At 65.0% G+C, this 26569-nt stretch carries 27 protein-coding genes; 18 read left to right on the top strand and 9 right to left on the bottom strand.

From position 1 onward, the window contains the following. Position 1 precedes the first annotated feature (1 nt). Positions 2-1498, top strand: coding sequence for an acyl-CoA-binding protein (locus tag AC1DUN_RS08735; RefSeq protein ID WP_477713612.1), 1497 nt, complete (start codon positions 2-4; stop codon positions 1496-1498). Between the two features lie 17 nt (positions 1499-1515). Here the strand turns inward: AC1DUN_RS08735 and AC1DUN_RS08740 are convergent, their stop codons facing one another. The 3 genes from AC1DUN_RS08740 to AC1DUN_RS08750 all read right to left on the bottom strand — a co-directional run bounded on the left by AC1DUN_RS08740 (position 1516) and on the right by AC1DUN_RS08750 (position 4067). Next, positions 1516-1911, bottom strand: coding sequence for a DUF3597 domain-containing protein (locus AC1DUN_RS08740; RefSeq protein ID WP_477713613.1), 396 nt, complete (start codon positions 1909-1911; stop codon positions 1516-1518). A 99-nt stretch (positions 1912-2010) separates the two neighbouring features. Continuing rightward, a complete protein-coding gene (locus tag AC1DUN_RS08745; RefSeq protein ID WP_477713614.1) occupies positions 2011-3219 on the bottom strand; it encodes a dienelactone hydrolase family protein in 1209 nt (402 codons plus the stop codon). A 14-nt stretch (positions 3220-3233) separates the two neighbouring features. Then, on the bottom strand, positions 3234-4067 hold the full coding sequence (locus AC1DUN_RS08750; protein ID WP_413329445.1) for an undecaprenyl-diphosphate phosphatase: 834 nt from the start codon (positions 4065-4067) through the stop codon (positions 3234-3236). Positions 4068-4211: 144 nt separating this feature from the next. Here AC1DUN_RS08750 and AC1DUN_RS08755 point away from each other — a divergent pair, with 144 nt between their 5' ends. The 6 genes from AC1DUN_RS08755 to AC1DUN_RS08780 all read left to right on the top strand — a co-directional run bounded on the left by AC1DUN_RS08755 (position 4212) and on the right by AC1DUN_RS08780 (position 9743). Further along, a complete protein-coding gene (locus AC1DUN_RS08755) occupies positions 4212-5240 on the top strand; it encodes an alpha/beta hydrolase family protein (protein ID WP_477713615.1) in 1029 nt (342 codons plus the stop codon). Positions 5241-5468: 228 nt separating this feature from the next. Continuing rightward, entirely contained in the window at positions 5469-6632 is a 1164-nt protein-coding gene (locus AC1DUN_RS08760) for a branched-chain amino acid ABC transporter substrate-binding protein (protein WP_477713616.1), read from the top strand. An 18-nt stretch (positions 6633-6650) separates the two neighbouring features. Then, the gene (locus AC1DUN_RS08765) at positions 6651-7295 is read left to right on the top strand and encodes a DUF924 family protein (RefSeq protein WP_477713617.1); all 645 of its coding nucleotides are present in this window, start codon (positions 6651-6653) and stop codon (positions 7293-7295) included. 258 nt (positions 7296-7553) lie between these two features. Further along, positions 7554-8117 carry a DUF3455 domain-containing protein gene (locus AC1DUN_RS08770; protein WP_477713618.1) on the top strand — a complete coding sequence of 188 codons (564 nt, stop codon included), beginning with the start codon at positions 7554-7556 and terminating at the stop codon, positions 8115-8117. A 241-nt stretch (positions 8118-8358) separates the two neighbouring features. Next, positions 8359-8949, top strand: coding sequence for a DUF3455 domain-containing protein (locus AC1DUN_RS08775; protein WP_477713619.1), 591 nt, complete (start codon positions 8359-8361; stop codon positions 8947-8949). A gap of 212 nt (positions 8950-9161) precedes the next feature. Continuing rightward, entirely contained in the window at positions 9162-9743 is a 582-nt protein-coding gene (locus AC1DUN_RS08780) for a DUF3455 domain-containing protein (protein ID WP_477713620.1), read from the top strand. A gap of 61 nt (positions 9744-9804) precedes the next feature. Here AC1DUN_RS08780 and AC1DUN_RS08785 read toward each other — a convergent pair whose 3' ends face one another. Next, positions 9805-10200 carry a hypothetical protein gene (locus AC1DUN_RS08785; RefSeq protein ID WP_477713621.1) on the bottom strand — a complete coding sequence of 132 codons (396 nt, stop codon included), beginning with the start codon at positions 10198-10200 and terminating at the stop codon, positions 9805-9807. Between the two features lie 133 nt (positions 10201-10333). Between AC1DUN_RS08785 and AC1DUN_RS08790 the strand changes: the two genes are divergently transcribed. From AC1DUN_RS08790 to AC1DUN_RS08805, 4 genes are all read left to right on the top strand, one after another. Next, positions 10334-12187 carry a glutamine--tRNA ligase/YqeY domain fusion protein gene (locus tag AC1DUN_RS08790; RefSeq protein WP_477713622.1) on the top strand — a complete coding sequence of 618 codons (1854 nt, stop codon included), beginning with the start codon at positions 10334-10336 and terminating at the stop codon, positions 12185-12187. Between the two features lie 135 nt (positions 12188-12322). After that, positions 12323-14266, top strand: a complete 1944-nt coding sequence (locus AC1DUN_RS08795) for a hypothetical protein (protein ID WP_477713623.1) — start codon at positions 12323-12325, stop codon at positions 14264-14266. Between the two features lie 108 nt (positions 14267-14374). Beyond that, a complete protein-coding gene (locus AC1DUN_RS08800; RefSeq protein WP_477713624.1) occupies positions 14375-15352 on the top strand; it encodes an alpha/beta hydrolase family protein in 978 nt (325 codons plus the stop codon). Positions 15353-15690: 338 nt separating this feature from the next. Beyond that, positions 15691-17562: a M48 family metallopeptidase gene (locus tag AC1DUN_RS08805; protein ID WP_477713625.1), complete on the top strand. Its 1872-nt coding sequence runs from the start codon at positions 15691-15693 to the stop codon at positions 17560-17562. A gap of 39 nt (positions 17563-17601) precedes the next feature. Here AC1DUN_RS08805 and AC1DUN_RS08810 read toward each other — a convergent pair whose 3' ends face one another. Then, a complete protein-coding gene (locus AC1DUN_RS08810; RefSeq protein WP_477713626.1) occupies positions 17602-18459 on the bottom strand; it encodes a helix-turn-helix transcriptional regulator in 858 nt (285 codons plus the stop codon). Positions 18460-18536: 77 nt separating this feature from the next. Between AC1DUN_RS08810 and AC1DUN_RS08815 the strand changes: the two genes are divergently transcribed. The 4 genes from AC1DUN_RS08815 (at position 18537) to AC1DUN_RS08830 (ending at position 21756) form a co-directional block, all read left to right on the top strand. Beyond that, on the top strand, positions 18537-19427 hold the full coding sequence (locus tag AC1DUN_RS08815; protein WP_477713627.1) for an SDR family oxidoreductase: 891 nt from the start codon (positions 18537-18539) through the stop codon (positions 19425-19427). Positions 19428-19457: 30 nt separating this feature from the next. Beyond that, complete coding sequence (locus AC1DUN_RS08820) at positions 19458-20066, top strand: DUF938 domain-containing protein (RefSeq protein ID WP_477713628.1); 609 nt, start codon at positions 19458-19460, stop codon at positions 20064-20066. 247 nt (positions 20067-20313) lie between these two features. Further along, a complete protein-coding gene (locus tag AC1DUN_RS08825) occupies positions 20314-20715 on the top strand; it encodes a GreA/GreB family elongation factor (RefSeq protein ID WP_477713629.1) in 402 nt (133 codons plus the stop codon). 66 nt (positions 20716-20781) lie between these two features. Continuing rightward, positions 20782-21756: a universal stress protein gene (locus AC1DUN_RS08830; RefSeq protein ID WP_477713630.1), complete on the top strand. Its 975-nt coding sequence runs from the start codon at positions 20782-20784 to the stop codon at positions 21754-21756. Between the two features lie 87 nt (positions 21757-21843). Here the strand turns inward: AC1DUN_RS08830 and AC1DUN_RS08835 are convergent, their stop codons facing one another. Genes AC1DUN_RS08835 through AC1DUN_RS08845 form a run of 3 tightly spaced genes read right to left on the bottom strand, consistent with a single transcriptional unit; the run spans position 21844 to position 23040 of the window. Beyond that, positions 21844-22200, bottom strand: a complete 357-nt coding sequence (locus AC1DUN_RS08835; RefSeq protein WP_477713631.1) for a DUF2200 domain-containing protein — start codon at positions 22198-22200, stop codon at positions 21844-21846. 20 nt (positions 22201-22220) lie between these two features. Then, positions 22221-22595, bottom strand: a complete 375-nt coding sequence (locus tag AC1DUN_RS08840) for an ArsR/SmtB family transcription factor (RefSeq protein WP_477713632.1) — start codon at positions 22593-22595, stop codon at positions 22221-22223. Then, on the bottom strand, positions 22579-23040 hold the full coding sequence (locus AC1DUN_RS08845) for an SRPBCC family protein (RefSeq protein ID WP_477713633.1): 462 nt from the start codon (positions 23038-23040) through the stop codon (positions 22579-22581). The genes AC1DUN_RS08840 and AC1DUN_RS08845 overlap by 17 nt, the downstream gene beginning before the upstream one ends. A 223-nt stretch (positions 23041-23263) precedes the next feature. Here AC1DUN_RS08845 and AC1DUN_RS08850 point away from each other — a divergent pair, with 223 nt between their 5' ends. The 3 genes from AC1DUN_RS08850 to AC1DUN_RS08860 all read left to right on the top strand — a co-directional run bounded on the left by AC1DUN_RS08850 (position 23264) and on the right by AC1DUN_RS08860 (position 25647). After that, entirely contained in the window at positions 23264-23482 is a 219-nt protein-coding gene (locus AC1DUN_RS08850) for a hypothetical protein (protein WP_074577239.1), read from the top strand. Positions 23483-23489: 7 nt separating this feature from the next. Then, positions 23490-24377 carry a peptidoglycan DD-metalloendopeptidase family protein gene (locus AC1DUN_RS08855; RefSeq protein ID WP_477713634.1) on the top strand — a complete coding sequence of 296 codons (888 nt, stop codon included), beginning with the start codon at positions 23490-23492 and terminating at the stop codon, positions 24375-24377. A gap of 757 nt (positions 24378-25134) precedes the next feature. Beyond that, positions 25135-25647, top strand: coding sequence for a hypothetical protein (locus AC1DUN_RS08860; protein ID WP_477713635.1), 513 nt, complete (start codon positions 25135-25137; stop codon positions 25645-25647). A 92-nt stretch (positions 25648-25739) separates the two neighbouring features. Here AC1DUN_RS08860 and AC1DUN_RS08865 read toward each other — a convergent pair whose 3' ends face one another. Further along, a complete protein-coding gene (locus AC1DUN_RS08865; protein ID WP_477713636.1) occupies positions 25740-26396 on the bottom strand; it encodes a hypothetical protein in 657 nt (218 codons plus the stop codon). Between the last annotated feature and the right edge of the window lie 173 nt (positions 26397-26569).

The raw sequence follows: 26569 nt of genomic DNA on the forward strand, positions 1-26569 counted from the left end.
CGTGGCAGCGGATGCGCCCATCACCCCCACGGCCAAAGCGGCCGTGGACAAAAGCACGCCCGCCGTCTTCCTGATCCACGGCCTGGGCGGCACGCAGTACGACCTGGGCTCCATGCACAAGCGGCTGAAAAACGCCGGCTTCGTCACCCATTCGCTGACCCTGCCCGGCCACGGCACCACACCCGAGGACCTGGTCCAGGTCACGGCCGAGCAATGGATGGAAGCCGTCACCGCCAAATACCACGAGGTCGCCGCACAGCACGACAGCTTCCACATCATGGGCATGTGCATGGGCGCGCTGCTGGCCACCGAGCTGGCCAAGCGCCAGAAACACACGCGCGGCAAGCTGATCGCGCTGGCGCCGCCGATTTACATCGACGGCTGGGCCACCGCCTGGTACACACCGGCGCGCCACCTGATGTACTGCGTGCCCGGCGTTCCGGCGCGCATGCGGGTGGAAGAGGAAGACCCCTTCGGCATCAAGAACGAACAGCTGCGCGCCATCGTCAAGGCCAAGTTCGCGCGCGGCGAGAACTTCCACTACCGCTGGGTGCCGCTGGCCTGCATACGGCAGGTGGACCGGCTGCGCCGCTGGGTCATGACGGACCTCAAGAGCATGGCCAGCGAAACCCTGGTGATCCACGCGCGCGAAGACGAGCTCACCAGCCTGGCCTCGGCCAACTACCTGGTCGAACAGATAGGCGGCGCCAAGGCGCGCATGGTGGTGCTGGAGAACAGCTACCACATGATCTGCGTCGACAACGACCGCGAGCAGGTGGCGCGCAACGTGCTGGAGTTTTTCGGCGCCAGCAGCGCCGCCTCGCTGGGCATGGCGGTGGACGACCCCAAGATGAGCGCCGACGCCCTGCAGGCTTTCGCGCAATCGCTGCGCGCGGCGCTGGAGGCCGGCGACTTCAGCGGTGTCTTTGCCCGGGGCGCTTCCGACATGGGCTGGTTCCAGCCCGGCAGCAACCGCGCCAGCGGCATCTACCGCGGCAACAAGGGCCTGCAGGCCATGCTGCCCTGGGCCGGCGGCATCAGGTTCACCGCCTTCGGCCAGCCGGTGTTCAATGCCGGCATCGCGGTGCTGCCCGCCACGCTCACGGCGGCAGACCTGATGTCGCAGGGCGTGCTGGCTTTTGCCGTGCGTTCGGGCCGGCTGCTGGATGCGCGCTGGTTCCCCGACGACGTGGCACTCGAAGACGCCCACTTCGGCGCGCCGCCGGCGCCCGCCGGCCCCAGCGAGGCCGAACGCGCTTTCGAGGCCGCCGGCATTGCCGTCAAGACGCTGGCCAAGCCGCCCGGCAACGAAGAGCTGCTGGCGCTCTACGCGCTCTACAAGCAGGCCACGGTGGGCGACGCGACGGGCGAGCGCCCCGGCATCATGGACGTGACCGGCCGCGCCAAATTCGACGCCTGGGCCCAGCGCAAGGGCATGGCGCGCGAGGAAGCGATGGCCGGCTACGCGGCCCTGGTGGAAAAGCTCAGGTCCACCTGAGCGTTGCCACCGCAGGCCTAGTCCATCAGGTCCGCGGGTACCTTGCCGCCGTTGGCGGCCAGCTTGTTCATGACCTGCTTGTGCAGCCAGATGTTCATGGCCGCGCTGTCATTCATGTCGCCCGTGTAGCCCAGCTCCTTCGCGAGCTCCTTGCGTTCGCCGAGGCTGCTGTCCAGGTGCAACAGCTTCATCAGGTCGACGATGGAGGTCTTCCAGTTGAGTTTTTCCGGATTTTTGCTGGCCATGCCGTTGAGCAGGGCTTCGACGTCAACCTGCTGCATGGGCGGCGTTGCGGGCGCCGGGGCCGGTGCTGCAGGCGCCGTGTCAGCGGGAGCGGCAGCGACCGGCGGTGCGGCCTCAGGCGTTTGCAGCGAGGGGAATATCTTGCCGAAGATTTTGCCGAGAATGCTCATGGGTGCGCCTCAGGATGGAGTTTAAAAAACCAGCCTAACACCGGAATGTGACGGCTGTTGTCAGACGCCACGCCAATCGCCGGCACTGCGGCGCGACGCTTACTGGACCGGCGCCCCCACGCGCTTGAGCCCCGCTTCTCCAGCCCTGGCCGCCACGTCGGGCTGCCACACGACCTGGTCGTCCACGGCATAGAGCCAGCACCTGGATTTCGCCCTCGCGCACTGCTGGAAGGTGGTGGCCATGGCCTCGGGCTCGCCCGCGTTGAAATACCAGCCGCCTTTTTCCGTGACGGCAAAGGCCTTGGGCGAGGGCAAGCCGCGAAAGTGGGCATAACGCGCCTTGCCGGCATCGCTGAGCGGCACGGCGTTCATATCATCGGCCGCCGCAAAGCCCGAAGCCGGCGGAAGCACATAGTGGTGGCCCTTAAAACGCTGCACATGCGACAGCAGCAAAGGCTGGCCCAGCTGCGCCGAAAGAAACTCGAACATGCGTATATGCGAGGCCTCGCGCGCCGCGGGGTTGCCGCCCACCATGGCCTTGCCGGTCTTGGTATTGCCCAGGCCTTCCATCTGCTTGACGGGGCCGGTGCCGTCAAAGCCGTGGTAACTGCCCGGGTAGACCACCAGGTCCACGGGCGCGTTGGCCTTGTTCTTTCGCAGGCGCTCCTGCAGCGTCACGCATTCGCCGGCCAGCGTCCAGTCGTCGAGCTCGCCGATCATGATCAGCAGCGGCGTGTGGACTTCATAGTTCCACATCTTGTTGTTCACCAGGCAGCCGGGGTAAAAAGCCACGGCGGCGCGCGGCCGCACTTTCTGCGCCTGCACGTATTTGTCGGTGGCGTCCACCGTGCTGAGCACGGTCTGCGCGCCGTGCGACCAGCCCATGACCACAATGCGCGAGGCATCCACCGAGGGCTGCTTGACCAGCCAGGCGATAGCGGCGAACACGTCCTCCCGGCGCTCGGCTTCATGGATGGTGCGAAGCTTGTTCGGTGTTTCGCAGATCGATTTGTGGCCGCGCGGCGTGAAGCTGTCCAGCGGCAGGAAATGGATGCGCTCGGCGTTGAAATAACCCGCGTAGCGGAAAAAGCGCTCGGCAAAATTGCCCTTGCTGTCCAGCCCGCCGCCGCAGCCGTGCAGGCCGATGATGACGGGCCTGGGCTCGCCGTCGCCGACGTCAAACCAATAGGCCGGGATCTCCAGCTTGCCGTCCAGCGAGGGGATGCTCACCGGGCCGGCGGCATGCGAGAGCTGGGCCGCCAGCAGCAGGCCCGCCAGCAGCGAAAAACCCCGGGAGGCCCAGCCCATGCGCGCGGCCCGCCTTATTCCGCCCAGACCACCAGGCCGCTCCAGGCCGTGGCCAGCACCACGATGCCGAAGGCGATGCGGTACCAGGCGAAAGGCACAAAGCTGTTGCTCGAGATGTAGCGCAGCAGCCAGCGCACGCACAGCCAGGCGCTCAGGAAGGAGAACACCAGGCCCACCCCGAACAGCGGCAGGTCCGCCATGGACAGCAGCGCGCGCTCCTTGTAGAGGCTGTAGACACCCGCGCCTATCAGCGTGGGCATGGCCAGGAAGAAAGAAAAATCGGTGGCCGCCTTGCGCGACAGCCCCAGCAGCATGCCGCCAATAATGGTCGCGCCGCTGCGGCTGGTGCCCGGGATCATGGCCAGGCACTGCACCAGGCCGACCTTCACCGCGTCCATCACCGTCATGGCCTCCACCTCCTGGATGCGCGCGGCGGCCGGGTTGTTCTGCTGGCGCTTTTCGGCCCAGAGGATGATGAAGCCGCCGATGATGAAGGTGCTGGCCACCACCACCGGCGTGAACAGATGGGCCTTGATGGCCTTGCCGAACAGCAGGCCCAGTACCACGGCCGGCACAAAAGCCACCAGGACGTTGAGCACAAACTGTTGCGCCTGTTTCTCGGTCGGCAGCGCCACCACGGTCGCGCGAATCTTCTGCCAGTAGACCAGGATCACCGCGAAGATGGCGCCGGTCTGGATCGCGATGTCAAAGACCTTGGCCTTGTCGTCGTCAAAACCGAGCAGCGAGCCCGCAAGAATAAGGTGGCCTGTCGAGGAGATGGGAAGGAATTCGGTCAGGCCCTCGACGATGCCCATGATGGCGGCTTTGATCAACAGTGCGATATCCAATGCTGGCTCCAGAAATTTAGCGGTGATTATCACCGGGCAAGGTGAAGGACCGCCGCGCGAATCCGGTGAAAATGCCCTGATAACTTACATGCACCGCCCCGGCACGCAGCCTGACCGCCAAAAGAAAAAAGGAGGAATACACCCATGCATCGCTATTTTCTGAGCAGCCTGCTGCTGCTCGCCGCCGCGGCCGCGCAGGCCGGCATGGGTTTTACCGAGCTGCCCGGCCTGCAGGACGACGCTCCCATCAGCGTGTTCTACCCTTCCGCCGGCGAAGACCGCACCATGCAGGTCGGCTCCTATTCCCTCAAAGTCGACAAAGACGGCCAGCCCGTGCGCGGCAACACCCGCCTGGTCGTCATCTCGCACGGCTCAGGCGGCTCGCCCTGGACCTATACCGACCTGGCGCGCCGCCTGGTCGAGGACGGCTTTGTCGTCGCCTTTCCCCTGCACCGCGGCGACAACGCCAGGGATCCTTCTTCCCCCGGCCCCGACAGCTGGAAGCAGCGGCCCGCCGAGGTGTCGCGCGCCATCGACGCGGTCGCGCGCGAGCCGCGCTTCGCATCACTGCTGTCGCTGGACAAGGTCGGCCTATACGGCATGTCGGCCGGCGGCCATACCGCGCTGACCCTGGCCGGCGGGCGCTGGTCGCCGGCCCTGCTCACCCGGCATTGCGAAGCCCACATCGCCGAGGACTTCCAGACCTGCGCCGGCCTGAGCACCCGGCTCACGGGCGGCCTGCTGGACGGCCTGAAAAAAACCGTGGTGCTGGCCGTCATCCGCCAGCGGTTCAGCGACGCCAGCTGGCAAAGCCACCGCGATGCGCGCATCCAGGCCGTGGTCGCCGGCGTGCCGCTGGCCGCCGATTTCGACATGGCCTCGCTAGCCTCGCCGCCGGTGCCGCTGGCCCTGGTCACGGCCCGGCAAGACCGCTGGCTGGTGCCGCGTTTTCACAGCGATGCGGTGCTCGCGGCCTGCAACAAGCGCTGCGAGCTTCTGGCCGACTTGCCCGACGGCGGCCATGGCGCGCTGCTCTCGCCGCCGCCGCCCGCCGATGCGATGTCCAGCCTGGCCAAAGACCTGCTGCTGGACCCGCCCGGCTTCGACCGCGGCCAGCTTGCAGCCCTGGACGGCAAGATCAGCGCCTTCCTGCGCAAACAATTGCTGCCCTGAAACCCGCCGGCAAGCCAAACAGGCGGCCGCCGGCACGCCCTGCGCGAGCGCGCGCCAATCCGGCCGAAAACAAGCCGTATCGGTGCGTTTCTGAGGCAAAACGAAGCAACTCGAACAATTAGTAAAACTTATCTACTCAGACATTCATTCAAAAGTAGGTCAAACCCACTATCGCTCGGCAACGGTGAAACATACATTCAGTTACACCATTCAACCCGAGGTTTTACGATGACCCACACCGCCACCCGCCGCCTTACCCTGGCCGCCCTGACCGTTGCTGTTGCCGCAGGCTCCACCCTGCTGTCCGGCTGCGACAACCCGCCCGACACCATCAAGATCGGCGTCGCCCAGCCCCTGTCGGGCAACCTCGCCGCCCTGGGCCAGGACCTGCACAACGGCGTGAAGATGGCCGTGGACGAGCTCAACAAGGAAGGCTTCCAGATCAAGGGCAAGACCGTCAAGATCGAAATCGTCGCCATGGACGACCGCTCCGACCCCAAGGCCGGCGTTGACGTCGCCAAGCAGCTGGTCGATGCCGGCGTGGTCGCCGTGATCGGCAACCTCAACTCCGGCGTCAGCATTCCGGCCGCGCCGGTCTATGCCGAAAAGCACATCGCCCAGCTGGCCATTTCGACCAACCCCAAGTTCACCGAGCTCGGCCTGGACACCACCTTCCGCCTGGTCGCCAACGACAACCTGCAGGCCCGCGCCATCGGCTCCTTCGCCGCCAACCAGCTCAGTGCCAGCAAGTTCGCCGTGGTCGACGACGGCACCACCTACGGCAAGGGCCTGGCCGCCGGCGCGTCTGCCGAGCTCAAGAAGGCCAACAAGCAAGTCGTCGTCAGTTATTCGTCGGACGACAAGACCACCAAATTTGACGAGCTGGCCGGCAAGATCAAGGATGGCGGTGTCGAGGTGGTCGTGTCGACACAAGGCGACTTCCAGATCCTGGCGCTGATCGAAGCCCTCAAAAAGATCGACTACAACCAGCAGATCAGCATCCTGGGCGGCGACACCATCAAGACCACCGACATGCTCAAGGGCAGCGACACGGTCAAGGGCCTGTACGCCACCTCGCCCATCCTGGACGCCAAGGAGTTCGTCAATGGCAAGGCCTTCCTCGCCAAGTACCAGGAAACCTTCAAGCGGGAGCCGGCCTATGGCGGCCACTACACCTACGACGCCATGTACATCCTGGCCGGTGCCATGAAGCGCGCCAACTCCGTCAAGCCCGAAAAAATCACCCAGACCCTGCGCAGCTTCGACGGCTACGCGCCCATCACCGGCTCCATGAAATGGGATGCCGTGGGCGAGCAGCGCTACGGCGTGGTCGGTGTCTATGCCGTGCGCAAGGGTGTTTGGGACCTGCAGCTGCGCTCCGACCGCTGGTAGGCTAAGCTCGCGGTCGCCATGACCAAAGCCGCCCCCACCTCCACCACCATCACGCCCTCCGTCGCCACACCCGGCCAGGTGCTTGATTTCTGGCTGGGCGACGGCATTGAAAAAGACTGGCCCACGCAGGACCTCGGCAAACGCTGGTTCAGCGGTGGTGCCGAACTCGATACAGAGATACGCACGCGCTTTGGTGCAGCCGTCGATGAGGCCCTGGCCGGCGGCCTGCGGGACTGGGAGCAGCTTCCCCTGCACCGCCTGGCGCTGGTCATCTTGCTCGACCAGTTCACGCGCAACATCTTTCGCGGCAGCGCCCGCGCCTTTGCCGGCGACGCCCGCGCCCAGCAGCTGGTGCGGCAGGCCGTCGCCGCCGGTGAAGACCAGCAACTGCCCTGGGCGGCGCGGCTCTTTCTCTACATGCCGCTGATGCACGCCGAAAGCCCCGCGCTGCAGGATGAATGTGTGGCGCGTTTCACCCGGCTGGTCGCCGACGCGCCCGAAGCGCTCAAGCAGCGCCTGCAGGGCAACCTGGACTACGCCCACCAGCACCGCGACATCATTGCCCTCTTCGGCCGCTTCCCTTATCGCAATGCGGTCCTGGGGCGGCCCGATACCCCAGAAGAAAAAGACTTCCTCCGCAAGGGCCCACGCTTTGGGCAGTAGAAAGCCCACCCCTGTCCAGGCTCACTGCGTGTAGCTTGTTCCCCCCTCAAGGGGGCGGCGCCTGGGGCCGGCAAAGCCGGACCCGCGGCCCCCGCTGGTGAAATACCCTGCGGTGCTTACGCCGCTTTTTTGAATCCATCTTGGTTCCGGCCGCGTATCCCCAACAGGACGCGCCGCCATACCGCCCACAACAGAGGCCGGTCGTCTCACCAACGCCGGCCCGCCCGGGCCGGTCCACAACCTTCGAGGAGTTCAACAATGATGCTGCGTCCCTCTTCCCGTTTCGCCACCCCCGCCGCCCTGGTGGCCGTCTCCCTGCTCGCCGCCTGCGGCGGCATGTCGCCCATGAAGCCCATGTATTCGCAGGCCCAACTGCCCGCCGCCGTCCAGGTGCCGGCCGGCCACACGGTCGCCATGGAAACCGTGGGCGTGGGCGAGATCACCTACCAGTGCAGCCCCAAAAAAGACATGGCCGGCCAGTTTGAATGGGTGTTTGTAGGCCCCGACGCCAGGCTGAACGACCGCGGCGGCAAACAGGTCGGCAAGTACTACGGCCCGCCCGCCACCTGGGAAAGCCTGGACGGCTCCAGAATCACCGCCACCCAGCTCGCCGTGGCTCCCAACGGCGCCGGCAACATCCCCACCCAGCTCGTCAAGGCCAACCCGGCCATGGGCAGCGGCGCCATGAGCGGCGTCAGCTACATCCAGCGCGTGGACACCCGCGGCGGCGTCGCCCCTGCCATGCCCTGCGCTGCCGGCAATGCGGGCGCCAGACAGGTGGTGCAGTACCAGGCCGACTACATCTTCTACAAGGCGATGTAAGGCGGACACCTCCGATACGAGCGTAAGCAAGCAACCGGCCCTGAACGTCAGGCGGGGCTGGTTTTTTCAGTCCCACAGGCTGGCCCTGTGGGCTTTTTTGCGCCCGCCCGCACCGCTTCCGCCGCGCCTTCAGGCCCTGCGGGAACGCGCTGGCAACAAGCCTGCGCGGCGTCCTACAGCACTTGCACACACCCCGCGTTTTACTGGCAAGCGACAACGACACAACAAGCGGAGGATATTCATGAAAAGCACGCACAACATCCTGTGGGCCTATAGCAAAAGCGCAGCCGTCACCGTGGCCATGGTCACCGGCACCGCCGCGCTCATGGTCGCCTGCTCCGGCGTCGCGCCCCTGCCCAAGGAATACAGCCAGGACCAGCTTGACGCCACCATCACGGTCCCGCCCGGCAACGTCGTCGCGCTGGAAACCACCGCCAGCGGCCTGCTGCACTACGAGTGCAAGGCCAATGCCACCACCGCCGGCACCATAGGCTGGGTGCTGGTGCGGCCTGAAGCCGAGCTGCTGGACCGCACAGGCAAGACCGTTGCCCGCTACTCCGGCCCGCCCGCCACCTGGACGCATATTGACGGCTCCAGCGTCGTCGGCACCCAGGTCGCGCTGGCCCCGCGCGTGGGCGCCACCAACCTGCCGCAGCAGCTGTCCACCGGCGCACCCGGCGCCGCGCCCGGCGTGCTGCAGAACATCACCTATATCCAGCGCATCAAGACCAAGGGCGGCCAGGACCTCAGCAAGGCCTGCACCCAGGCCGATATCGGCGACAAGCTCACCAACTCCTACCAGGCCGATTACATTTTCTGGAAAGCTGCTTAAGGCAGCCCCTCCGGGCACGCCTGTGAAGGCGCGCCTCTCCGTAGTGGCCAAGCCGCCACGGAGTCCAAGCCCGCAGGCTTCCCGGCCTGCGGGCTTTTCTGTTTTTGCCGGTGTTTCCCCGCACACGCTCCCTCTGGCCGCCTACAGACGGCCCGCCGCGCCGGGGATTTACTGGGGTGTGACATCACCGTCCGCCGCCACTGGAGCCTGCCGTGAAAATCCCCATCAACGCCTCTCGCCCCTTCCCCGGCCTGCTGCGAAGCACGCTGCTGCTGGCTGCCGTCGCTGCGCTGGGCGGCTGCGCCCTGCGCCAGGCCAATCCCTACCTCGCCCAGGAAGCCATGCCGGAAACCTTGCGTGTACCCGCGGGCTACGCCGCAGTGCTCGAAGCGCAAGGCCGCGGTGAGCTGCTCTACGAATGCCAGGCCGTCAAACGTGCGCCCTATGAATACGCCTGGCTGCTGCTGTCCCGCGGCATCCGCCTGGCGGACGGCGCAGGCAGCACCGTGACCTACTACCCCGGCGCCCGCGCACGCTGGGAGCACAGCGACGGCTCCAAAGTGAGCGCGCAGGAACTCATCGAAGTGCCCGGCGACCCCCGGAACCTGCCCCTGCAGCGCGCCATGGTCGGCCCCTCCGACACCCCGGGCGCGCTCGCCAACATCCGCTACATCCAGGGCCGCCGCACCGTCGCCGGTGTGGTGGCCAACCCGCCCTGCACCTCCGCCACCCTGGGCATGCGCGTCTCCGTGCCCTATGAGGCCGACTACGTCTTCTGGCGGCCGGCCGCCTGAACTTTCAGGCCACCATCAAAAAAGCCCGCGAGAAGCGGGCTTTTTGTTGCCTCAGGCGGGCTTAGCGGTGGTAATAAACCGGTGCGGCGCGGTAGCCGGGGCCATAACCATAAGCGGGCGCCTGCACGTAGTAGCCGCCATGGTGCCTGTGGCGCGGGCCGTAGTACACGGGCTGCGGGTAATAAACCGGTGCCGGCTGCACATACACAGGGCGGGGTTGGTAATAAACCGGTGCCGGCTGCACATAAACCGGAGCGGGCTGGACATACACGGGTTGCTGGTACACCGGATAGGCGTTGGTGACGCCCACCGCCACGCCCGGAACGCCTATGCCCACGGAAAACGACACGTTGTCGCGGGCCTGGGCAGCCCCTGCAAAGCCCAGGGCGGCCACGGCCAGGGTGGCGGCGGCGCCTGCCAGGGCGAGGGAGCGGTTTGCTTTGATGGCTGTCTTCATATGGTTCTCCTTAAGCAGGGCAGGAAATGCCCATGTGCTTATTAAACGCAGGGCACCTGTAATGGCATACCGCATGCCCCGTGAAGAGAGTAGCCAAACGTAACCCTACTCGGGTAAGCCCTAAAATCAGCCAATGACCTCTCCCGCCCCCGCCTCAGCTCCTGCCGACAAAGAAATCCACAAGCCCAGCAACTTCCTGCGCCAGATCATCGAAAAAGACCTGGCCGAGGGCACCTATGCCAGCCGCCGCTGGGGCGGCAGCCCCGGGGATGCCGCCCACCATGCCGCCGGCCAGCCCGACCCCGCCAGGGTGCGCCTACGCTTTCCGCCCGAGCCCAACGGCTATTTGCATGTGGGCCACGCCAAAAGCATTTGCCTGAACTTCGGCCTGGCGCGCGACTACGGCGGCGTCTGCCACCTGCGCTTTGACGACACCAACCCCGAAAAAGAAGACACCGAATACGTCGACAGCATCGTCGACGCCGTCAAATGGCTGGGCTATGACTGGACGCAGCTAGGCGCCGACAAGGCCGACGCCAGGCCCTACCAGGCCAGCGACTACTTCGACTTCATGTACCGCGCGGCCGAATACCTGATCGAAAGCGGCAACGCCTACGTCGACGAACAAAGCGCCGAGGAAATGCGCCACAACCGCGGCGACTTCGGCCACCCCGGCACCAACAGCCCCTTCCGCGGCCGCACCCCCGCCGAGAACCTGGCGCGCTTTCGCGAAATGCGTGACGGCAAGCTCGCCGACGGCGCCGCCGTGCTGCGCGCCAAAATCGACATGGCCTCGCCCAACATCAATATGCGTGACCCGGCCATCTACCGCATACGCCGCGCCCACCACCACAACACCGGCGACAAATGGTGCATCTACCCCATGTACACCTTTGCCCACCCGGTCGAGGACGCGCTCGAGCAGATCACCCACAGCATCTGCACCCTGGAGTTTGAAGACCAGCGCCCCTTTTACGACTGGCTGCTGGACCGCCTGGCCGAAGGCAAGCTCATCGCCACGCCGCACCCGCGCCAGTATGAATTCGCCCGCCTCAACCTGACCTATGTGCTCACCAGCAAACGCAAGCTGGCCCAGCTCGTCAATGAAAATCGCGTCAGCGGCTGGGACGACCCGCGCATGCCCACCATCGTCGGCCTGCGCCGCCGCGGCTACACACCCGAAGCTTTGCAGCTGTTTGCCGAACGCATAGGCGTCACCAAAAGCGACAGCTGGATCGACTACAGCACCCTCGAAGGCGCGCTGCGCGACACCCTGGACCCGATAGCCCCGCGCGCCATGGCCGTGCTGGACCCGGTCAAGCTGGTGCTCACCAACTGGGACGAAGTCATGGGCGCGGGCAAGCTCGACGACTGCAGCGCGCCGGTACACCCCCACCATGAAGAGATGGGCAAACGCAACTTCAAGATAGGCAAGGAAGTCTGGATTGAACGCACAGACTACGAAGAGACACCGCCCAAGGGCTTCTTCCGCCTGTTCCCGCCCCACATCAACGCCAGCAAGCAGGCGATTGCCGGCAGCAAGGTGCGGCTCAAATACGGCCACGTCATTGAATGCACGGGCGCGGTGAAAGACGCCAACGGCAAGGTCACCGAAGTCCACGCCACCCTGATCCCCGACACCAAGAGCGGCACGCCAGGCTCCGACGCCATCAAGGTCAAGGGCGTGATCACCTGGGTGGGCGTGAGCGATGCCGTCCAGGCCGAAGTGCGCCTTTATGACCGCCTGTTCAGCGTGGAGCATCCCGGCACCGGCGACAAGGACTTCCTTGACGAGCTCAACCCCAACAGCCTCAAGACCGTGACGGCTTATGTCGAGCCATCACTCGCCAAGGTGCCCGCCGGCACGCGCTTCCAGTTTGAGCGGCATGGCTACTTTGTGACGGACTTCCAAGATCATCAGATTAGAGGAGAGGGTAAGCCCGTCTTCAATCGCGTGACGGGTATGAAAGACTCCTTCAGCAAATAGCACCCGCAGCCCGATGGTGTGAAAGCGGGATAGTCCTTTTCCACGGGTGCCGGCCCGCGCGGCATCCGCCGGTTTGAGCAGAACAAGAAATTGAGGGAACAAATGATCCGTTTAGCGTGCTTGCTGGCTCTTTCGATGGCCTTGACCGGATGCGACCAGATCCGCACCGTGCTTTTATCCAAGGCAGACAAAGTCAACCTGGCATTTCCCATGGCCGAGGACCTCGTCGTCGCGCAGAACAGCTTGTTTGCCTCGTTGGAGGATGGAAGTTCCAGGTCGGCGCTTGCCGAGCAGCACGCGGCCTTGCTCAAGATCAGGGGCCTGACTTGCAGCGGCACCGCGTCCATAGGCTTCTTCGACACCAGCGCCGCCATCAAGGCAAAAATCTCCGATACGGCCTGCTTTAAAGACCAGGATGCCAAACTGGCGGAATGGGTCGGCCTACAGCGCTTTGTCGCCGCCGTGCAAAAACCGGCGCTGGTCCCCTTGTCACCCTTGCAAGGCAGGGCGGTTATCGCGACGCTTCCGGAGTCGGCCGCCGGCGTCGTCGCGGCCCGAAACGCGAACGTGATTGTCCTGCGGGGCCAGCGCGCCAAATTCATGACCGTGCAGGTGCCCAACGGGAAAATCATCAACAGCTTTGATGCCCCCGCGGAAGCCTATCGCCCGCAAACCCTGTCTCCCAATGGGCGTGTACTCGCAGTCCCCGCCAGCAACAACGCCCTGTGGATGATGGATGCCGAGACCGGCGCCACGCTCTGGAAAACCACGAAGTTCAGCGATGTCGTCGCCTGGCTGCCCGAGGTTGGCGCCACCGTCCTGAACAGCACGGGCAACGCCGCCCCCATGCTGCTGGACCACACCAAGGCCACCATGGAGCCCTACCCGGTGACGGTGCAACGGCCCACCTGGTCCGTGGCCCTGGCACCGGCCACGGCCCGTTATGCGGTAGGCAACGGCCGAAACGTGGCGATCGTCGACCACGCACGCAGCGCGGAAGGTGCGGTCACTGTGTCGCTGCTGAAACAGATGACGCTCACCGGGCAAGGTGTCACGTCGTCCGCGCCGGTGCTCATGGGAAACGGCAAGAAACTCGTTTTTGTCTCCATGCGCGACCTGGGCTGGCTCAACATCGACACAGGCGCGCAGGGCGTCTGGACCACCTCCTTTCTCGGCTCCACCCTCAACAACGGGCCGGCCAAGGTATCTGAAACCGCCATTTACCTCGATGTGAACCTGCCGGGCACAAGCACCGCGGCCCGGCTGTTTGACATCGAAAAAGAAACGATTTCAGCCGTGCAAGGGGGTGACCCCAATGAAGGATTGCTGCTCTCGCTTGCGCCCCGGCAAGGTTATTTCCGCCGGGGCTCTCCGGCGGTTGTCATCGGCAGCGAGGTTGTGCCCGAGGGAGAACCCCAGGCGCTTGAAAAAATAGTCAATGATGCGCAGCTCGCCCAGCAGTTGGCCAGAATGAATGCGGAGACGCAGCAGCAGCAAATGCAGCAGCAACAGCAGCAGATGCAAAACCCGCAGCTGGCCTCCTTGCCGCCGGCCGTCCGCGAGCGCTACATCGAACATCTGCTGCGCCAGGGGCGCGACCCCAACCAGTCGGCCGTGGCAGCGGCTGCGGCGGCCGCCGCCATCAAGGGCCCGGCAACCGGCATCAAACCCCTGCTGACCGACGTGCCCGCCAACGCCAAGGTGTCGTTCATCGGTGTGTACGAAGCCGCGGTGACGACCCCGACGACGGCCGGTGGCGGCAGCCGGATCGGCGGCATACGGGTCAACGTCACGCCGGGCAGCACCCCGCTCGTGCTGGTGCTGACCAGCTACGAGCCCGTGCGCTGGACCATCAACGCCAGCAATCGCAAGATTTCGGCCATCCTTCTGTCGGGCAATGCCCAGTCCTCGGTCATCAGCCCGGACAACACGCAGGTGCTGAAGATCGGTCCGGCCTACGCCTACAAAATGGACGGCCCCGAGTACGCCCGCGTGAAGCAGGACGTCGCCCGCTATGTGTCCAACCCGGTGCAGGCTTTCCAGGGTGGCTACAAGGGGCAGGATTTTTCGGTGAATTGAGGGTCTCCCGCGCGCCTGGAATGAAACAGGCCCGGGGGGTAAGCCGCCTTCAACCGGGAGGCGGGCGTGAAAGACTTGTCCAGCAGATAAGGTTTCATCAGGCTAGATATGCGCCCATTCTTCCGCCACAGGGGTTTTAACAAGGTTCTGGTGATGGGGTGCCTGGCGCCAGCCCTGCTCGCGCCGGCCGCCAGCCACGCACAATTCGGCCGCGCCGAATTCAGCGATGCGGGCGACTTCTCCGAATCGGCCATCCTGAGCGGCGTCAAAGCCACCCAGGCCCAGTGCGCGGCCGCGGCCAACACCGTCTGGGCCGCCACGCCGCACTCAGGCGCCGAATGCCTTAAATACTGGAAGGCCGGCTTTGGCGAGGGGCCCGTCAAGCGCGCCCTGGTCTTTTTCCACGGTGATGTTTTTGTCGGCGTCGGCAGGACCAGCACAGCCTACCTGGAATTGACCAATGCCCAGCTGCAAAAGAACGCCGACGACTGGGCCAAAAAGCTGGGCGTGCCTTATATCTTTATGGGCCGGCCCGGCACGCATGGATCGTCAGGCGACCATATGCAGCGCAGGCGCGTGGACGAGTCGCTCATCATCTCCGCCGCCCTCGACGAACTCAAGAAGCGTCACGGCATTGAAGAGTGGGTGGTCGCCGGCCAGAGCGGCGGCGGGCATGTGACCGCCTCGCTGATCACCGAACGCGCCGACATCGTCTGCGCGGTGCCCACCTCGGCCCCCTCCTCGCCCCGCATACGCTGGGAAATGATGGGCCGCACCAAAGACACCACCAACTACGCCGACTCCTACGAGCCCTGGAAGTTTGTCGCCAAGGACAAGGTCAACCCGCAGCTGCGCGTTTTTGTGCTCGGCAACCCCCAGGACAAAAACGTGTTTTGGGCCTCACAGACCGTGATGGCCGATGCGCTGCAAAAGGCGCAGATTCCGGTTCAGGTGCTGCAGGGCGAAGGTACGGGGCCAGATGCGCATGGCCTCTCCAATTCGTCGCGCATTGTGGCCGGATGGTGTGCGCGGGATATGCGCACGGAGGAGATGGTGGTGCGGGCGGGTAAGGGGCTGAAGGGGTAGCCCTTCAATCCAGCAGACGCCGTCTCCGCCATCAACACCGCAATCGCCTCGGCATCCGCCTGCGTCACCGGCGTCAACACCATCATGCAAAGCCCGGCCGCACTGTCGACCAGGGAGTCATCGCCGCAGGGTGCCTTCCAGGGGCCACAGCAAGCGCCCGCCTGACACATCGAACGACGTGCCACTGATGGGTGGATTCGAAGCCCGGCAAGGTCTTTGGAAACAAACTGAAACAGCACCCCTTTTGGTGAATTGTTGCCCCTCCAATTCGACGGCCAAACGCATGGCCGCCCGTATGATCGGCCGGTTCAAATTCAAAACTCAAAAGGACGCTCCCCATGGCTGCTGCGCGCACGATCCACGCCGACCTCTGGCGGGTTTTTCTGCTGACCCTGGCATCGCTCTTTCTCATTCCGGCGGTCACGCTGGTTTTCACGCACTACGCGCTGCAGTCTGAGGACAAGGACTTCATCCAGCGCGTCAATTCCCAAATCAATGCCGCCACAAACCTGACGCAGGCACAGAAGGCGGACGAGATTGCGTTTTACGACACGCACAGGCTGTCGATGGCCTGCGCCGCCACCGGGCCGGAGAACCAGGTCTTTCACGACAAGGTCTGCAGCGCGTATTCCATGCACTGGTGGTTTCACTGGGCCGAGCGTGCCGCGTTCTGGACCTTGATCCTGGGGGCCGCGCTGCTGGTGGCGGCCGGCGTGCTGGGCGCGCTGGCCTTTGTCAACCGCGGCCTGCGTTATGCGAGCTTTGTGGCGGGTTGGCGGCTGATGACGTTTTCCAGCGCGGTGGAGGTCAGCTTGCAAAGCGCCATGCTGGTGTGGCTGTCATTCTGGCTCACGGCTTATTTCTGGCACAGCTACTACATCAAGCTGGTGGGCCTGGCCGGCATCATGGCGGCCCTGGCGGTTTTTTATGCCATCTACACGCTCTTCAAAAAATTGCCATGGGGCAACACCATTGAAGGCGAGCTGCTGCTTGAGGCCGACGCCCCGCGCCTGTGGGACCGCATTCGACAGCTGGCGGGCCGCGTCAAGACATCCCCGCCGGACCAGATCATTGCGGGCATCGACAACAACTTTTTCGTGACCGAAGCACCCTGCACGGTGGCCGGGCAGACCCTGACGGGCCGCACGCTGTTTGTGAGCATTCCGCTGCTGCGGGTGCTGGACACCGCCGAGGCCGATGCCGTGCTGGCGCACGAGCTGGCCCACCTGGGCGGCGGCGACACGCGCAGCAGCGCGGCGCTGGGTCCCAAGCTCAACCAGTTTGACCTCTACACCTGGCAAATGCGCAGTGGCGGCTTGACCATCGTGGCGCACTACCTGCTGCGCCTGTACCGCATGGTGTTTGAATTCGCGCTGGCACGCGACAGCCGCGAGCGCGAGTACACCGCCGACCGGGTGGCCGCGAAGCTGACGGCGCCGCAGTCCATCGTGCAGTCGCTCATCAAGATCTCGGCCTACTCCAGCTACCGCAACACCGTGGAACGCAAGCTGTTTGAGCAAGAGCAACAGCACACCGGCGCGCTGGGCATTGCCGGCTTTGTGGCTGAGGGCCTGCACCCGTATGCCCGCTCGGGTGAATTTGTGACGGCCATGAAAACCGCCGCCGTGCCGCACCCCTACGACACGCACCCGCCGCTGGCCGAACGCATGCGCAATGTGAACCACAAGGTGGATGAGGGCAGCTACGCCGCCATCGTGACCACCGCGCCTCAAACCACCTGGGCCGATGACATATCGACCGCCGCCGCCATCGAGCAGCGGCTGTGGACAGACTACGAGCAGCGTTTTGCCGCCGCGCATGAGCAAAGCCTGGCCTACCGCTATGAGCCGGCCACCGAAGAAGAGCGCGCCGTCGTGCTGCGCTACTTTCCGCCGGTGTCGTTTGACCTTGGCAAGGACAGGCGCATTGACATCACCTACGAGGGCGTGCATGCCACGGCGGACGGCGGCGCGCCGCTGTCATGGGACGAGGTCAAGGGCATGACCTTCAACAACAGCAGTTTTGGCAACACGCTCACCGTCACCCACTTCGACAAGGGCATGCTGGGCGCGCGCACCAGCACGATCAAGCTCAAGGGCCTGGGCAAGCAGGAAGAGCACTTCAAGGCGGTGCTGGGGAGCTACTGGCAGCGGCACCAGATCATGCGGGCGCAGCAAAAAGCCCGCGCCGCTGAAACCGAAACGGCCTGAGACACGCGCGAGATTGAAGGGCTGGCGATCCACCGGCTTTCAGCGCTTTTCTTTTTTCAAGCGCCCGGCCCTGTCCGACATCAGCAAGGCCACGGCCTCCACATCCGCCTGCGTCACCGGCGTAAACACCATCAGGCTCAGCCCGGGCGAGCTGTCGATGGCCAAGGCCTGGTACTCCAGCGTGATGGCTCCGACGCCGGGTCGTTCAATCCGTTTGCGGCCTACCCAGTGGCTGCGCATCTCGTTCTCGGCCCACAGGCGGCGAAAGTCCGCGCTGCTGGCCTGGAGTTCGGCCGCGAGGGCGGCGGCTTCGGGGCAGTCGCCGGCGCGTGCCGCATCGATGCGAAAGGATGCGACGGCGTAGCGTGCGTCGGTTTCCCAGTCGGGCAAGCCTTTGCGCACGCGGGGGATGCTGAACAAACGCCTCAGCAAATTGCGTTCGCCGGGCTCCAGCGCGGGGTAGTCGGCCAGCACGGCCAGGGCTGCCGCGTTCCAGGCCACGATGTCCCAGGCCGGCGTCTTCACGATGGCCGGGCTGGTGGGCATGGCATCGAGCACGCGCTGCAGCGCGGGTGTGACCGCCGCTGAAGACCTGGGCTTGAGCGGCGGCGGGCGCTGCTGGGCCAGCAGGAACATGAACTCGCGGCCGGCGCTGTCCAGCTCAAGCGCGCGGGCCAGGCGCTCCAGCACTTCGTCCGAAGGCGGGCCGCCGCGCCCTTGTTCCAGCCAGGTGTACCAGGTGACGCTGACGTTGGCGCGCGTGGCGACTTCCTCGCGCCTGAGGCCGGGCGTGCGGCGCCGGCTTGCGGCTTCGGGCGTGGGCGGCAGGCGCGCGCGGCGGTCACGCAGGAAACCGCCCAGCGTGAGAGGCTGGGCCGGCAGGGTGTTAGTGCTCATACCTGTATACGCTCACGGCTTTTTCAAATTCGATGAAGAGCGGATTATCGGGACTCATTTTTTTAAGGGAGTTCAGTATGCGTGTTTTTGTGACGGGAGCGACGGGTTTTGTGGGGTCCGCGATTGTGCGTGAATTGCTTTCCGCAGGGCACCAGGTGCTGGGGCTGGCGCGCAGCGACGCGGCGGCCGATGCCCTGCGGAAAGCGGGTGCGGCGGCACACAGGGGCGAGCTGGCGGACACGGCCAGCCTGGCGGTGGGCGCGCAGGCCTGCGACGGTGTGATCCACACGGCCTTCCACCACGATTTTTCAGCCCACGCGGCGGCGGCCGAGATGGACAGGCGGGCGATCAAGGCACTGGCCGGCGTGCTGGAAGGCTCCGGCAGGCCTTTTGTGTCGACTTCGGTCACCATGCTGCTGGCGCATGCGCGCCCCGCGACCGAAGACACAGCGGTTCCCGCGGACTCAGCGAACCCGCGCGCCGGGGCGGAGGCCCTGATGGGGGCCGCTGCCGGCCGCGGTGTGCGCGCGAGTGTGCTGCGGCTGCCGCCTTCGGTGCATGGCGCGGGTGACTATGGTTTTGTGCCGGCGCTGGTGGCGATTGCGCGCCGCAAGGGTTTTTCGGCGTATATCGGCGAGGGCGCGAACCGCTGGCCGGCGGTACACCGGCTGGACGCGGCACGCCTCTTCCGGCTGGCGCTGGAAAGCGCCCTGCCCGGCAGGCACCTGCATGCCGTGGCCGAGGAAGGCCTGCCCTTGCGTGCGATTGCCGAAGCCGTGGGCGCGGGGTTGGGTGTGCCGGTGCGCAGCATCAGCGCCGATGAGGCACCGGCCCACTTCGAGTGGCTGACGCGCTTTGTTGCGGCCGACAACCCGGCGTCGAGCGCGCTGACGCGCAGTTCGCTGGGGTGGCAGCCGCAGGAGGCGGAACTGCTGGCGGACATACGGGACGGGGGCTACTTCGCTTGAAAAGGGGCAGGCCTGGGGTTTAATCACCCCATGCCTCAACCCAACTTCAGCCCCGCGGCAGACCGCAACAAGCAGCCCATTCTTGATGTGCTGCTCAAGGTCCTGCCCGTGCAAGGCAAGGCCCTCGAAATCGCCTCAGGCACAGGCCAGCATGTCGCCTGGTTTGCCGCGAGCCTGCCGCAATGGACATGGCAGCCCACCGACGCCATGCCGGCCGCGCTGGATTCGATTGCGGCCTGGGTGGCCGAGCAGGGTTTGCTGAATGTGCGCCCTGCCCTGGTGCTCGACGTCATGGCCTCCGAATGGCTGCCGGGTGATGCGAAGTTTGACCTGATTTACTGCGCGAATATGCTGCATATCTCGCCCTGGGCGACGTGTGCCGCGCTGATGCAGGGTGCCGCACGTCATCTAACGCCGGGCGGGGTGCTGGTGACTTACGGGCCGTATCTGGAAGACGATGTACCTACGTCGGAAGGCAATCTCTCATTCGACCAAAGCCTGCGCACGCAAGACCCGGCCTGGGGCATACGCCGCAGGGAAGATGTGGAGCAGCAGGCCGCGCGCGCCGGCTTGCGCTTACTGGAGCGGCATGCAATGCCGGCCAATAATTTGCTGCTGGTCTGGGGCCGAAGTTCGTAAGGGAGCCGCACATCGGCCCCTGGCCGGCTTCAATCTGGCAAGAAGTGTGCGGGTATTGCCTGCGGCCTAAAATCCACACATGACCCGCCTGAACATCTGCTCCTTGCGTCGCCAGCAGACGCCAGCACTTTCCTAAGCCCGGCGGTCCGCTCCCTCCTTTTCAGCGCAACCATCCACCGCCGGGCACCCGCCCAGCGCGTTCGCGAACGCCTTTCACAGCCGGCGTCCGCATTGATGGAGTGCAGCCATGCATGCAATGGTTCACGGCGAGCGCACGCTTACCGACATTGATTACGCCCGTCTCAGCAAACTGCTGAGCCAGCAGCGCCCCGGCCACCTGGCCGATTGGTTCGAAAGCGCGGAGGTGACAAGCGCCCGCGCCGCGCCCGGCGACCTGGTGACGATGAATTCGCGCGTGGAAATCGTGGATGCGCACACGCACCACCGCCAGGTCCTCACCATCTGCTACCCCGGCGACGCCGAGCCCGCCGCCGGCCTGATCTCCGTGCTGTCGCCCGTGGGCAGCAGCCTGCTGGGCTTGAGGGCCGGCGACACCGCCAGGTGGCTCACGCCCCACGGCGAGGGCTGCGCCGCGCAGATCGCGGCCATCCAGTACCAACCCGAAGCTAGCGGCGACTACACCCGCTGATCCATTCACATCCGCAATCCACCATCCGCCGTCCGCGGTTTTTTGAAAAAAGAAAGGAGTTCCCCCATGTCCCCTCGTTTCATTCTTGCCGTCACCGACTTCTCGCATCAGGGAACCCATGCGATGGACCGGGCGGCGCTGCTGAGCGCCGAGCACGGCGCCGTGCTCACCCTGGCCTACCTGGGCCATCCCAAAGAAACGCCACCGGCTGATGCGGCAAACCGGCTCGACCAGCACGCACGGCAGCTCTCGCAGGTGCACGGCATCAAGGTGCGTGCCGTGAGCCGCCTTTCCCACACCGTCCAGGAGCTTTTGCCCGAGGCCAGCGCTGCCGACCTGGTGGTGTGGGGCACCGCGCGGGTGCGCAGCCTGCGGTCCTTCTTCCTGGGCCAACCCGTCGATGAACTGCTGCGCCGCGCCCAGCGGCCGGTTCTCTTGGCGCGCCGCCGCGCCGGGCACCCCTATCGCAAGCTGCTGGTCGCGGTCGATTTCTCGCCAGCCTCGCCTTCCCTGGTGGACGTGGGCTGCGCCATCAGCAAGACAGCGCCGGTCGAACTCTTCCACGCGATCAACACGATCAACGAACGCAAGTTGAGGCAGGCTGAGGTTTCGGAGCGCGACATCAAGGTCTACCGCGAGCAATGCCTGGGCTACGCACGGGACCGGATGGTGTGGCTCACCGATTCCTACGACGCGAGACGCAATCGCGTGCGGTCGGCCATCGGGCGCGGAGACCCCTCGTTGCAGGCTCTGGTGCAACAGCAACGCAGCGGCTCGGATTTGATCGTTGTGGGCAAGCACCCGGCCTCTGCCTTTTCGGATCGGATGTTCGAGAGTGTCTCAGCCCGGATCGTGAGCTTCTCGGCCGGCGATGACACGCGCAGCGATGTGTTGATCGTGCCGCACGGCTGGCAACCCGCGCTGGGCACATCGGCCGCCGCCCGACTGGCGGCCGGGCAAGCCGGCGTGCGACGGATCCGGGCCGGCGCACCGAAGGCACCTGCCGGGCCGAACCCGGCGGCGCTGCATGCCAGTGCCTGACGGCCCGGTGAGGCGGCAAACATCCTGCCACCACCAGGTCGGCGTACCGATTCGAGCGCTCCTGCGGCTGCTGGTGTGCGGCCGGCCCTAGGCCCGCAGGATTTTTTCCATCGCTTTTCCTTTGGCAAGCTCGTCCACCAGCTTGTCCAGGTAGCGTATTTTTTGCATCAACGGGTCCGCGACCTCTTCGACGCGTACACCGCACACCACGCCCTTGATCAGCGAAGCATTCGGGTGCATGGCGGGGGCCTGGGCAAAAAAGGTTTCGAAATCGTTTTGCTGTTCCAGCTGCTGGCGCAACCCTTTTTCGTCATAGCCCGTCAGCCAGCAGATAACCTGGTCGACTTCTTCCTTCTTGCGGTTTTTGCGCTCCACCTTCTGGATATACAGCGGATAGACCTTGGCAAACGCCATCGAGAAGATCTTGTGCCTGGGCATGGTCATTCCATCACTCCCTCATTCGTTCACTCGTTCTCGGCTTCCAGCGAGGTCTTCAACCTGCCCAGCGCCTGGTCCCACTGCTGGGCAATCAGGTCCAGCGAGCGGCGGGCTTCGTCGAGCTGCTGCGGGTCAAACTGCCACAGCCGCTCGCGCCCCACTTTCACATGGTGCACCAGGCCCGCGTCGGCCAGCACATGCAGGTGTTTGGTTACGGCCTGGCGCGTGATGTCGGTGGTGGCGGTGAGCTGCGAAATCGAGACCGCACCGCCCACGCAGAGCACGGCCACCAGGCGCAAACGGGTTTCATCGCCCAGGGCGGCAAACACGCCCGCGGGGCCGGGCTGTGGCGAGGGCGGTGTTTCGGCGGGCCTGGAACTGCTTTTATTGCGAAGCGACATATTTCTCGATGTTAGCCATCTGGCCTTGCCAGCCGCCGTCGTTCATGCGGAAGGCCTGGTCGCGGCGCGCCACGGGGATCTTGTCAAAGCCGGATTCGACCACGCAGAGCAAGGTGCCGCCGTTCACCGGCTTGAGGGTGAATTCCACAAGGGTGGTGGGCTCTTTCGAATAGTCGACGGCCGGGTCTACCGCATAGGGGTGCCAGCGGTAGGAAAAAAGTGTTTCAGGCTCCACACGTTCAATGAACACATCGAACAGCACATGTTCATAGCCCGCGATGGTGATGTGGCCCTGCACCTGCTGGCCGGCGGTAAAACGCTTGCCCTTGAGCGCCACGCCGAACCAGCTGCCGAATTCCTCGGCGTTGGTAAGCGCCTTCCAGACCCTGGAGGGCGCGGCCTTGATGTGGACGCTGCGTTCGATGCGGTCGGTGGATGAAGTCATATGCAATCTCCTGGTTGCATTTATTTTGCACCGGGAAATCCGTTTATGCAACATATTGGTTGCATGATTTTGTCCCCAATTGCAAGCAATTGCAGCCGCCGTGGCGCAAAGTGGTTGTTCGCCTACACGAGCCTGGGGAAATCGCTGCTCAAATCAAAGCGTACGGGCTTGTTTTGTGTTTGTGACCGCCCGCTTTCCCACCCCCCCCATCCAGGAGACAGCCATGCCCCAGTTCGCCATGATTACCGGTGACGTGACCTACACACCGGGTGACGGTGCCCCGATTGAAATCCCGCGTGTGCGCATTGAAGTTGCGCTGGAACCCGACAGCGCCACCCTGAGCTGGGACGCCGGCGACGGCGTGGCCGCGGTGACGGCGATTCCGCGCATCCAGTTCGACGACTACGTGCGCGAGGGAAAAATCACCATGACGCCGCAATAATGGCGCCATGCATTTCCCCTCTTCACCGATCACGATTCCTTCACACCTGAGCCGCCGCGCCGTGCTGCTGGCCGCCGCGGCCGGCTGTGCCCTGCCCGCCTCCTTGCTGGCCCAGGCGGCACCCTCACCCGACGGCCCCTGGCCGCGTGCCTCGCAGGTGCCCGGCGGTGTGGCATGGCTGCCGCTGGGCCCGGCCGCGCAGCGGCCCCTGGCGTTTGCGGGTGAGCTGCCTTTGCTGGTGCTGGGCGATGCGGCCGGATGGACGGCGCTGCTAGGCATTGCGCTTTCGGCCGCGCCCGGCGAAGCCAGCATCACGGTGCAGGCCGCCGACGGCAGCCGGCGCGATATCGCTTACACCATCGCGCCCAAGCGCTACAGCGAGCAGCATCTCAAGGTCGAGCCGCGCACGGTGGACTTGTCTCCCGAAGATTTGGCGCGCTACGAGCGCGAGCGCGCGCACCAGGACGTCGTCATGGCGACTTTCAGCGAGCCCCTGCCACAAGGCCCGCTGCGTATGCGGGTGCCGGTGCCGGGGCGGCGCTCCAGCTCCTTCGGCCTGCGCCGCGTCTTCAACGGCCAGCCGCGCAATCCGCACAGCGGCATGGACATCGCGGCCGCCACCGGCACACCGGTGCTGGCACCGCTGCCGGCGCGGGTGATAGATACGGGCGACTATTTTTTTAACGGCAACACGGTGTGGCTGGACCATGGCGGGGGCTTGCTGTGCATGATGTGCCATTTGAGCGCGATTGACGTGAGGCCGGGGGACACCCTCAAAACCGGTGAGCGCCTTGGAGCGGTGGGGGCTACCGGCCGGGTGACCGGGCCCCATTTGCATTGGGGGGTGATGCTCAACCGTTGCATGGTTGATCCTGCGCTGTTCCTTGCTGCCTGATCGAAGCACGTCTTGCTACGGCGGCGGGGTCTCCTCTGAGTCCTGTTGGCCGGGGGTAGCCCGGCAGCTACTCACTTTTCTTTTGCTTCGCCAAAAGAAAAGTAAGCAAAAGAAAAGGCGACCCTGGTTGCTGCGTCCCTCCGCTGCGCTACGGGCAACCTGCGGTGCTCGGTCCAGCCGGGGTCTCGCTAAACTCGCTACGCTGCGCTTCGCTCAAACAACGCGATCCCTGATCCGCCTGAACCTCCGCTCCTCGGCGCATCCACAAGGGGTGGGGAAGGAATACCAAATCCAAATACCAAATACTTGAAGAAACAAGGACTCGCCTTGGCGAGTCCTTGTTTGTATTGGTATTGATTTCTTTGTCTTCTGTCCCCGCTCCCGATTGCCCCGTCCTGGCTGGGCCGAGGAGCGCAGAGACAAGCGGATCAGGGCCGGCGTTGTTTGAGCCGAAGGCGAGTTTAGCCGGACCCCGCTTGGCTCGAGCACCGCAGGTTGCCCGAAGCGAAGCGTAGGGACCCAGACTGCGGGTCGCCTTTCTTTTGCTTACTTTTCTTTGGCGAAGCAAAGAAAAGTGAGTCGCCGCCGGGCGACCCCGGCCAGCCACTCTCAGCAAAGAGCACAGAAGAGCTGGAGCGCGCAAACCGGCGCAAGAGACCCGGTTTCTGGACACCCCTCTCTAACCAACTAGGTCGCCCTCACTAGCCAAACCCGGCAAGATAAACCCATCGTTAAAGCCCTAAACAAGGAAAACACCATGAGCGCCAAAAACCTCTCCACCGTTGCCAACGACCTGATCGAGTCCTACGGCAATACCGCCCTCAACGTCATCCAGGCTTACCGCGCCGGCGGTGAGCGTGTGGTCAGCCTGCTGGAGCAGCGCTGGAACCAGGCCCTGAAACAATCGCGTACCGAACTGACGGCTGAAACCGCGAAAAACGCTTCGGCCGCGCAGGCCGCTTTCAGCGCCTACTACACCAAAGGCCTGTTGCTGACGACCAGCGGCGCCGAACAAGTCGTGAGCCAGCTCGTCAAAGTGGCTGAAGCCGGCGTGGAACGCGCCGCCGCCAACGCCAGCCTGTTTGAAGAAAAAACCGGTGTGACCACGCTGAACACCCTGGCCCAGGCTACCGCGCCCGGCGCGCTGGCCTTGAGCAAGCTGGCCGCACAGATCGAGCAAAAGAGCGCCGAACTGGTGGGCAAGATTGCCGGTGACAGCAAGCCCGCGGCCAAGCGCAGCTCGGCTTTTCGCCGCGCCAAGGCAGCCTGATAGACAGCGCCCTGCGCTTCAAGCAAAAACCCCGGCCAGCGCATGCGCTGGCCGGGGTTTTTTCATGGCCTTGCGGCCTTGGCGCCTAACTTTTAACCGCGCGGGTTGATCAGGCGCTCGACTTCATCGCGCAGGGCGCCCAGCTGGGCACGCAGGTCGCGGCGCTCCTGCGGGGTCAGCACACCGTCGGAACGGTAGGCCGCTTCGCGGTTTTCAATCTCCTGCTCGCGCGCCTGCAAGCGGCCGGCTTCGCGCAGGCTCAGGCGGTGGCTGCGCACGCCCTCGTCAATGCGCTGGCGGATGTTGAACTCCTGGCTGTCGATGCCGCCCATCCTGTCGGCGGGGTAGGCGACGGCCACGGTGCGGTTGTTGGCAATGGCGCGCTCAACTTCTGCACTGAGCTGGGCCATGTCGGCGCGCAGCTGCTGGCGCTCCTGCGGCGTGACGCGGCCGTCGGCCTTGTAGGCGGCTTCGCGATTCTGTATCTCGCTGTCGCGGCGGTACAGCACACGCGCTTCCGAGGGCGTGATGCGGCCGGACTGCAGGCCCTCGCGTATGCGCTCGCTGACGGCCTGCTGCGCCCTGTCTATGCCCGGCGTCTGCGGAGCCGGTGCATACACCACCTGGGGCGGGTAAGAAGGCGCAGAAGAGCCGTAAGGGCCTTGCGGCTGCGCCATGGCCGGCGCGGCGGCCAGGCCCGCGGCCAGCGCGGTGGCCATAAGGGATGCGGTCAAGAGTTTCGATGTCATGGGGTCTCCTTTGCTCAATGAATGAACCGGCAAGCCCTGAGGAGGAAACTTGCTTTCCGAAGCACCGGCCCGGAGGGGCTCGGGTGCTTCAGTGCTTTCATCGTGGAGGCCGAACGTCAAGCCCGTGTAATGCGCAGGTAGGGCGGATGTAATGAAGCCGGGGTTTTACTTCC

It is taken from the genome of Polaromonas sp. P4_F6, assembly GCF_056401275.1.

Bases quoted from the DNA above. Each gene is read 5' to 3' on its own strand.
- AC1DUN_RS08815 (WP_477713627.1), top strand. From the start codon at position 18,537: ATGCGTGTTTTTGTGACGGGAGCGACGGGTTTTGTGGGGTCCGCGATT.
- AC1DUN_RS08805 (WP_477713625.1), top strand. From the start codon at position 15,691: ATGGCTGCTGCGCGCACGATCCACGCCGACCTCTGGCGGGTTTTTCTG.
- AC1DUN_RS08820 (WP_477713628.1), top strand. From the start codon at position 19,458: ATGCCTCAACCCAACTTCAGCCCCGCGGCAGACCGCAACAAGCAGCCC.
- AC1DUN_RS08865 (WP_477713636.1), bottom strand. From the start codon at position 26,396: ATGACATCGAAACTCTTGACCGCATCCCTTATGGCCACCGCGCTGGCC.
- AC1DUN_RS08840 (WP_477713632.1), bottom strand. From the start codon at position 22,595: ATGTCGCTTCGCAATAAAAGCAGTTCCAGGCCCGCCGAAACACCGCCC.
- AC1DUN_RS08760 (WP_477713616.1), top strand. From the start codon at position 5,469: ATGACCCACACCGCCACCCGCCGCCTTACCCTGGCCGCCCTGACCGTT.
- AC1DUN_RS08765 (WP_477713617.1), top strand. From the start codon at position 6,651: ATGACCAAAGCCGCCCCCACCTCCACCACCATCACGCCCTCCGTCGCC.
- AC1DUN_RS08770 (WP_477713618.1), top strand. From the start codon at position 7,554: ATGATGCTGCGTCCCTCTTCCCGTTTCGCCACCCCCGCCGCCCTGGTG.
- AC1DUN_RS08810 (WP_477713626.1), bottom strand. From the start codon at position 18,459: ATGAGCACTAACACCCTGCCGGCCCAGCCTCTCACGCTGGGCGGTTTC.
- AC1DUN_RS08775 (WP_477713619.1), top strand. From the start codon at position 8,359: ATGAAAAGCACGCACAACATCCTGTGGGCCTATAGCAAAAGCGCAGCC.
- AC1DUN_RS08850 (WP_074577239.1), top strand. From the start codon at position 23,264: ATGCCCCAGTTCGCCATGATTACCGGTGACGTGACCTACACACCGGGT.
- AC1DUN_RS08740 (WP_477713613.1), bottom strand. From the start codon at position 1,911: ATGAGCATTCTCGGCAAAATCTTCGGCAAGATATTCCCCTCGCTGCAA.
- AC1DUN_RS08860 (WP_477713635.1), top strand. From the start codon at position 25,135: ATGAGCGCCAAAAACCTCTCCACCGTTGCCAACGACCTGATCGAGTCC.
- AC1DUN_RS08795 (WP_477713623.1), top strand. From the start codon at position 12,323: ATGGCCTTGACCGGATGCGACCAGATCCGCACCGTGCTTTTATCCAAG.
- AC1DUN_RS08845 (WP_477713633.1), bottom strand. From the start codon at position 23,040: ATGACTTCATCCACCGACCGCATCGAACGCAGCGTCCACATCAAGGCC.
- AC1DUN_RS08755 (WP_477713615.1), top strand. From the start codon at position 4,212: ATGCATCGCTATTTTCTGAGCAGCCTGCTGCTGCTCGCCGCCGCGGCC.
- AC1DUN_RS08745 (WP_477713614.1), bottom strand. From the start codon at position 3,219: ATGGGCTGGGCCTCCCGGGGTTTTTCGCTGCTGGCGGGCCTGCTGCTG.
- AC1DUN_RS08800 (WP_477713624.1), top strand. From the start codon at position 14,375: ATGCGCCCATTCTTCCGCCACAGGGGTTTTAACAAGGTTCTGGTGATG.
- AC1DUN_RS08825 (WP_477713629.1), top strand. From the start codon at position 20,314: ATGCATGCAATGGTTCACGGCGAGCGCACGCTTACCGACATTGATTAC.
- AC1DUN_RS08855 (WP_477713634.1), top strand. From the start codon at position 23,490: ATGCATTTCCCCTCTTCACCGATCACGATTCCTTCACACCTGAGCCGC.
- AC1DUN_RS08790 (WP_477713622.1), top strand. From the start codon at position 10,334: ATGACCTCTCCCGCCCCCGCCTCAGCTCCTGCCGACAAAGAAATCCAC.
- AC1DUN_RS08785 (WP_477713621.1), bottom strand. From the start codon at position 10,200: ATGAAGACAGCCATCAAAGCAAACCGCTCCCTCGCCCTGGCAGGCGCC.
- AC1DUN_RS08835 (WP_477713631.1), bottom strand. From the start codon at position 22,200: ATGACCATGCCCAGGCACAAGATCTTCTCGATGGCGTTTGCCAAGGTC.
- AC1DUN_RS08830 (WP_477713630.1), top strand. From the start codon at position 20,782: ATGTCCCCTCGTTTCATTCTTGCCGTCACCGACTTCTCGCATCAGGGA.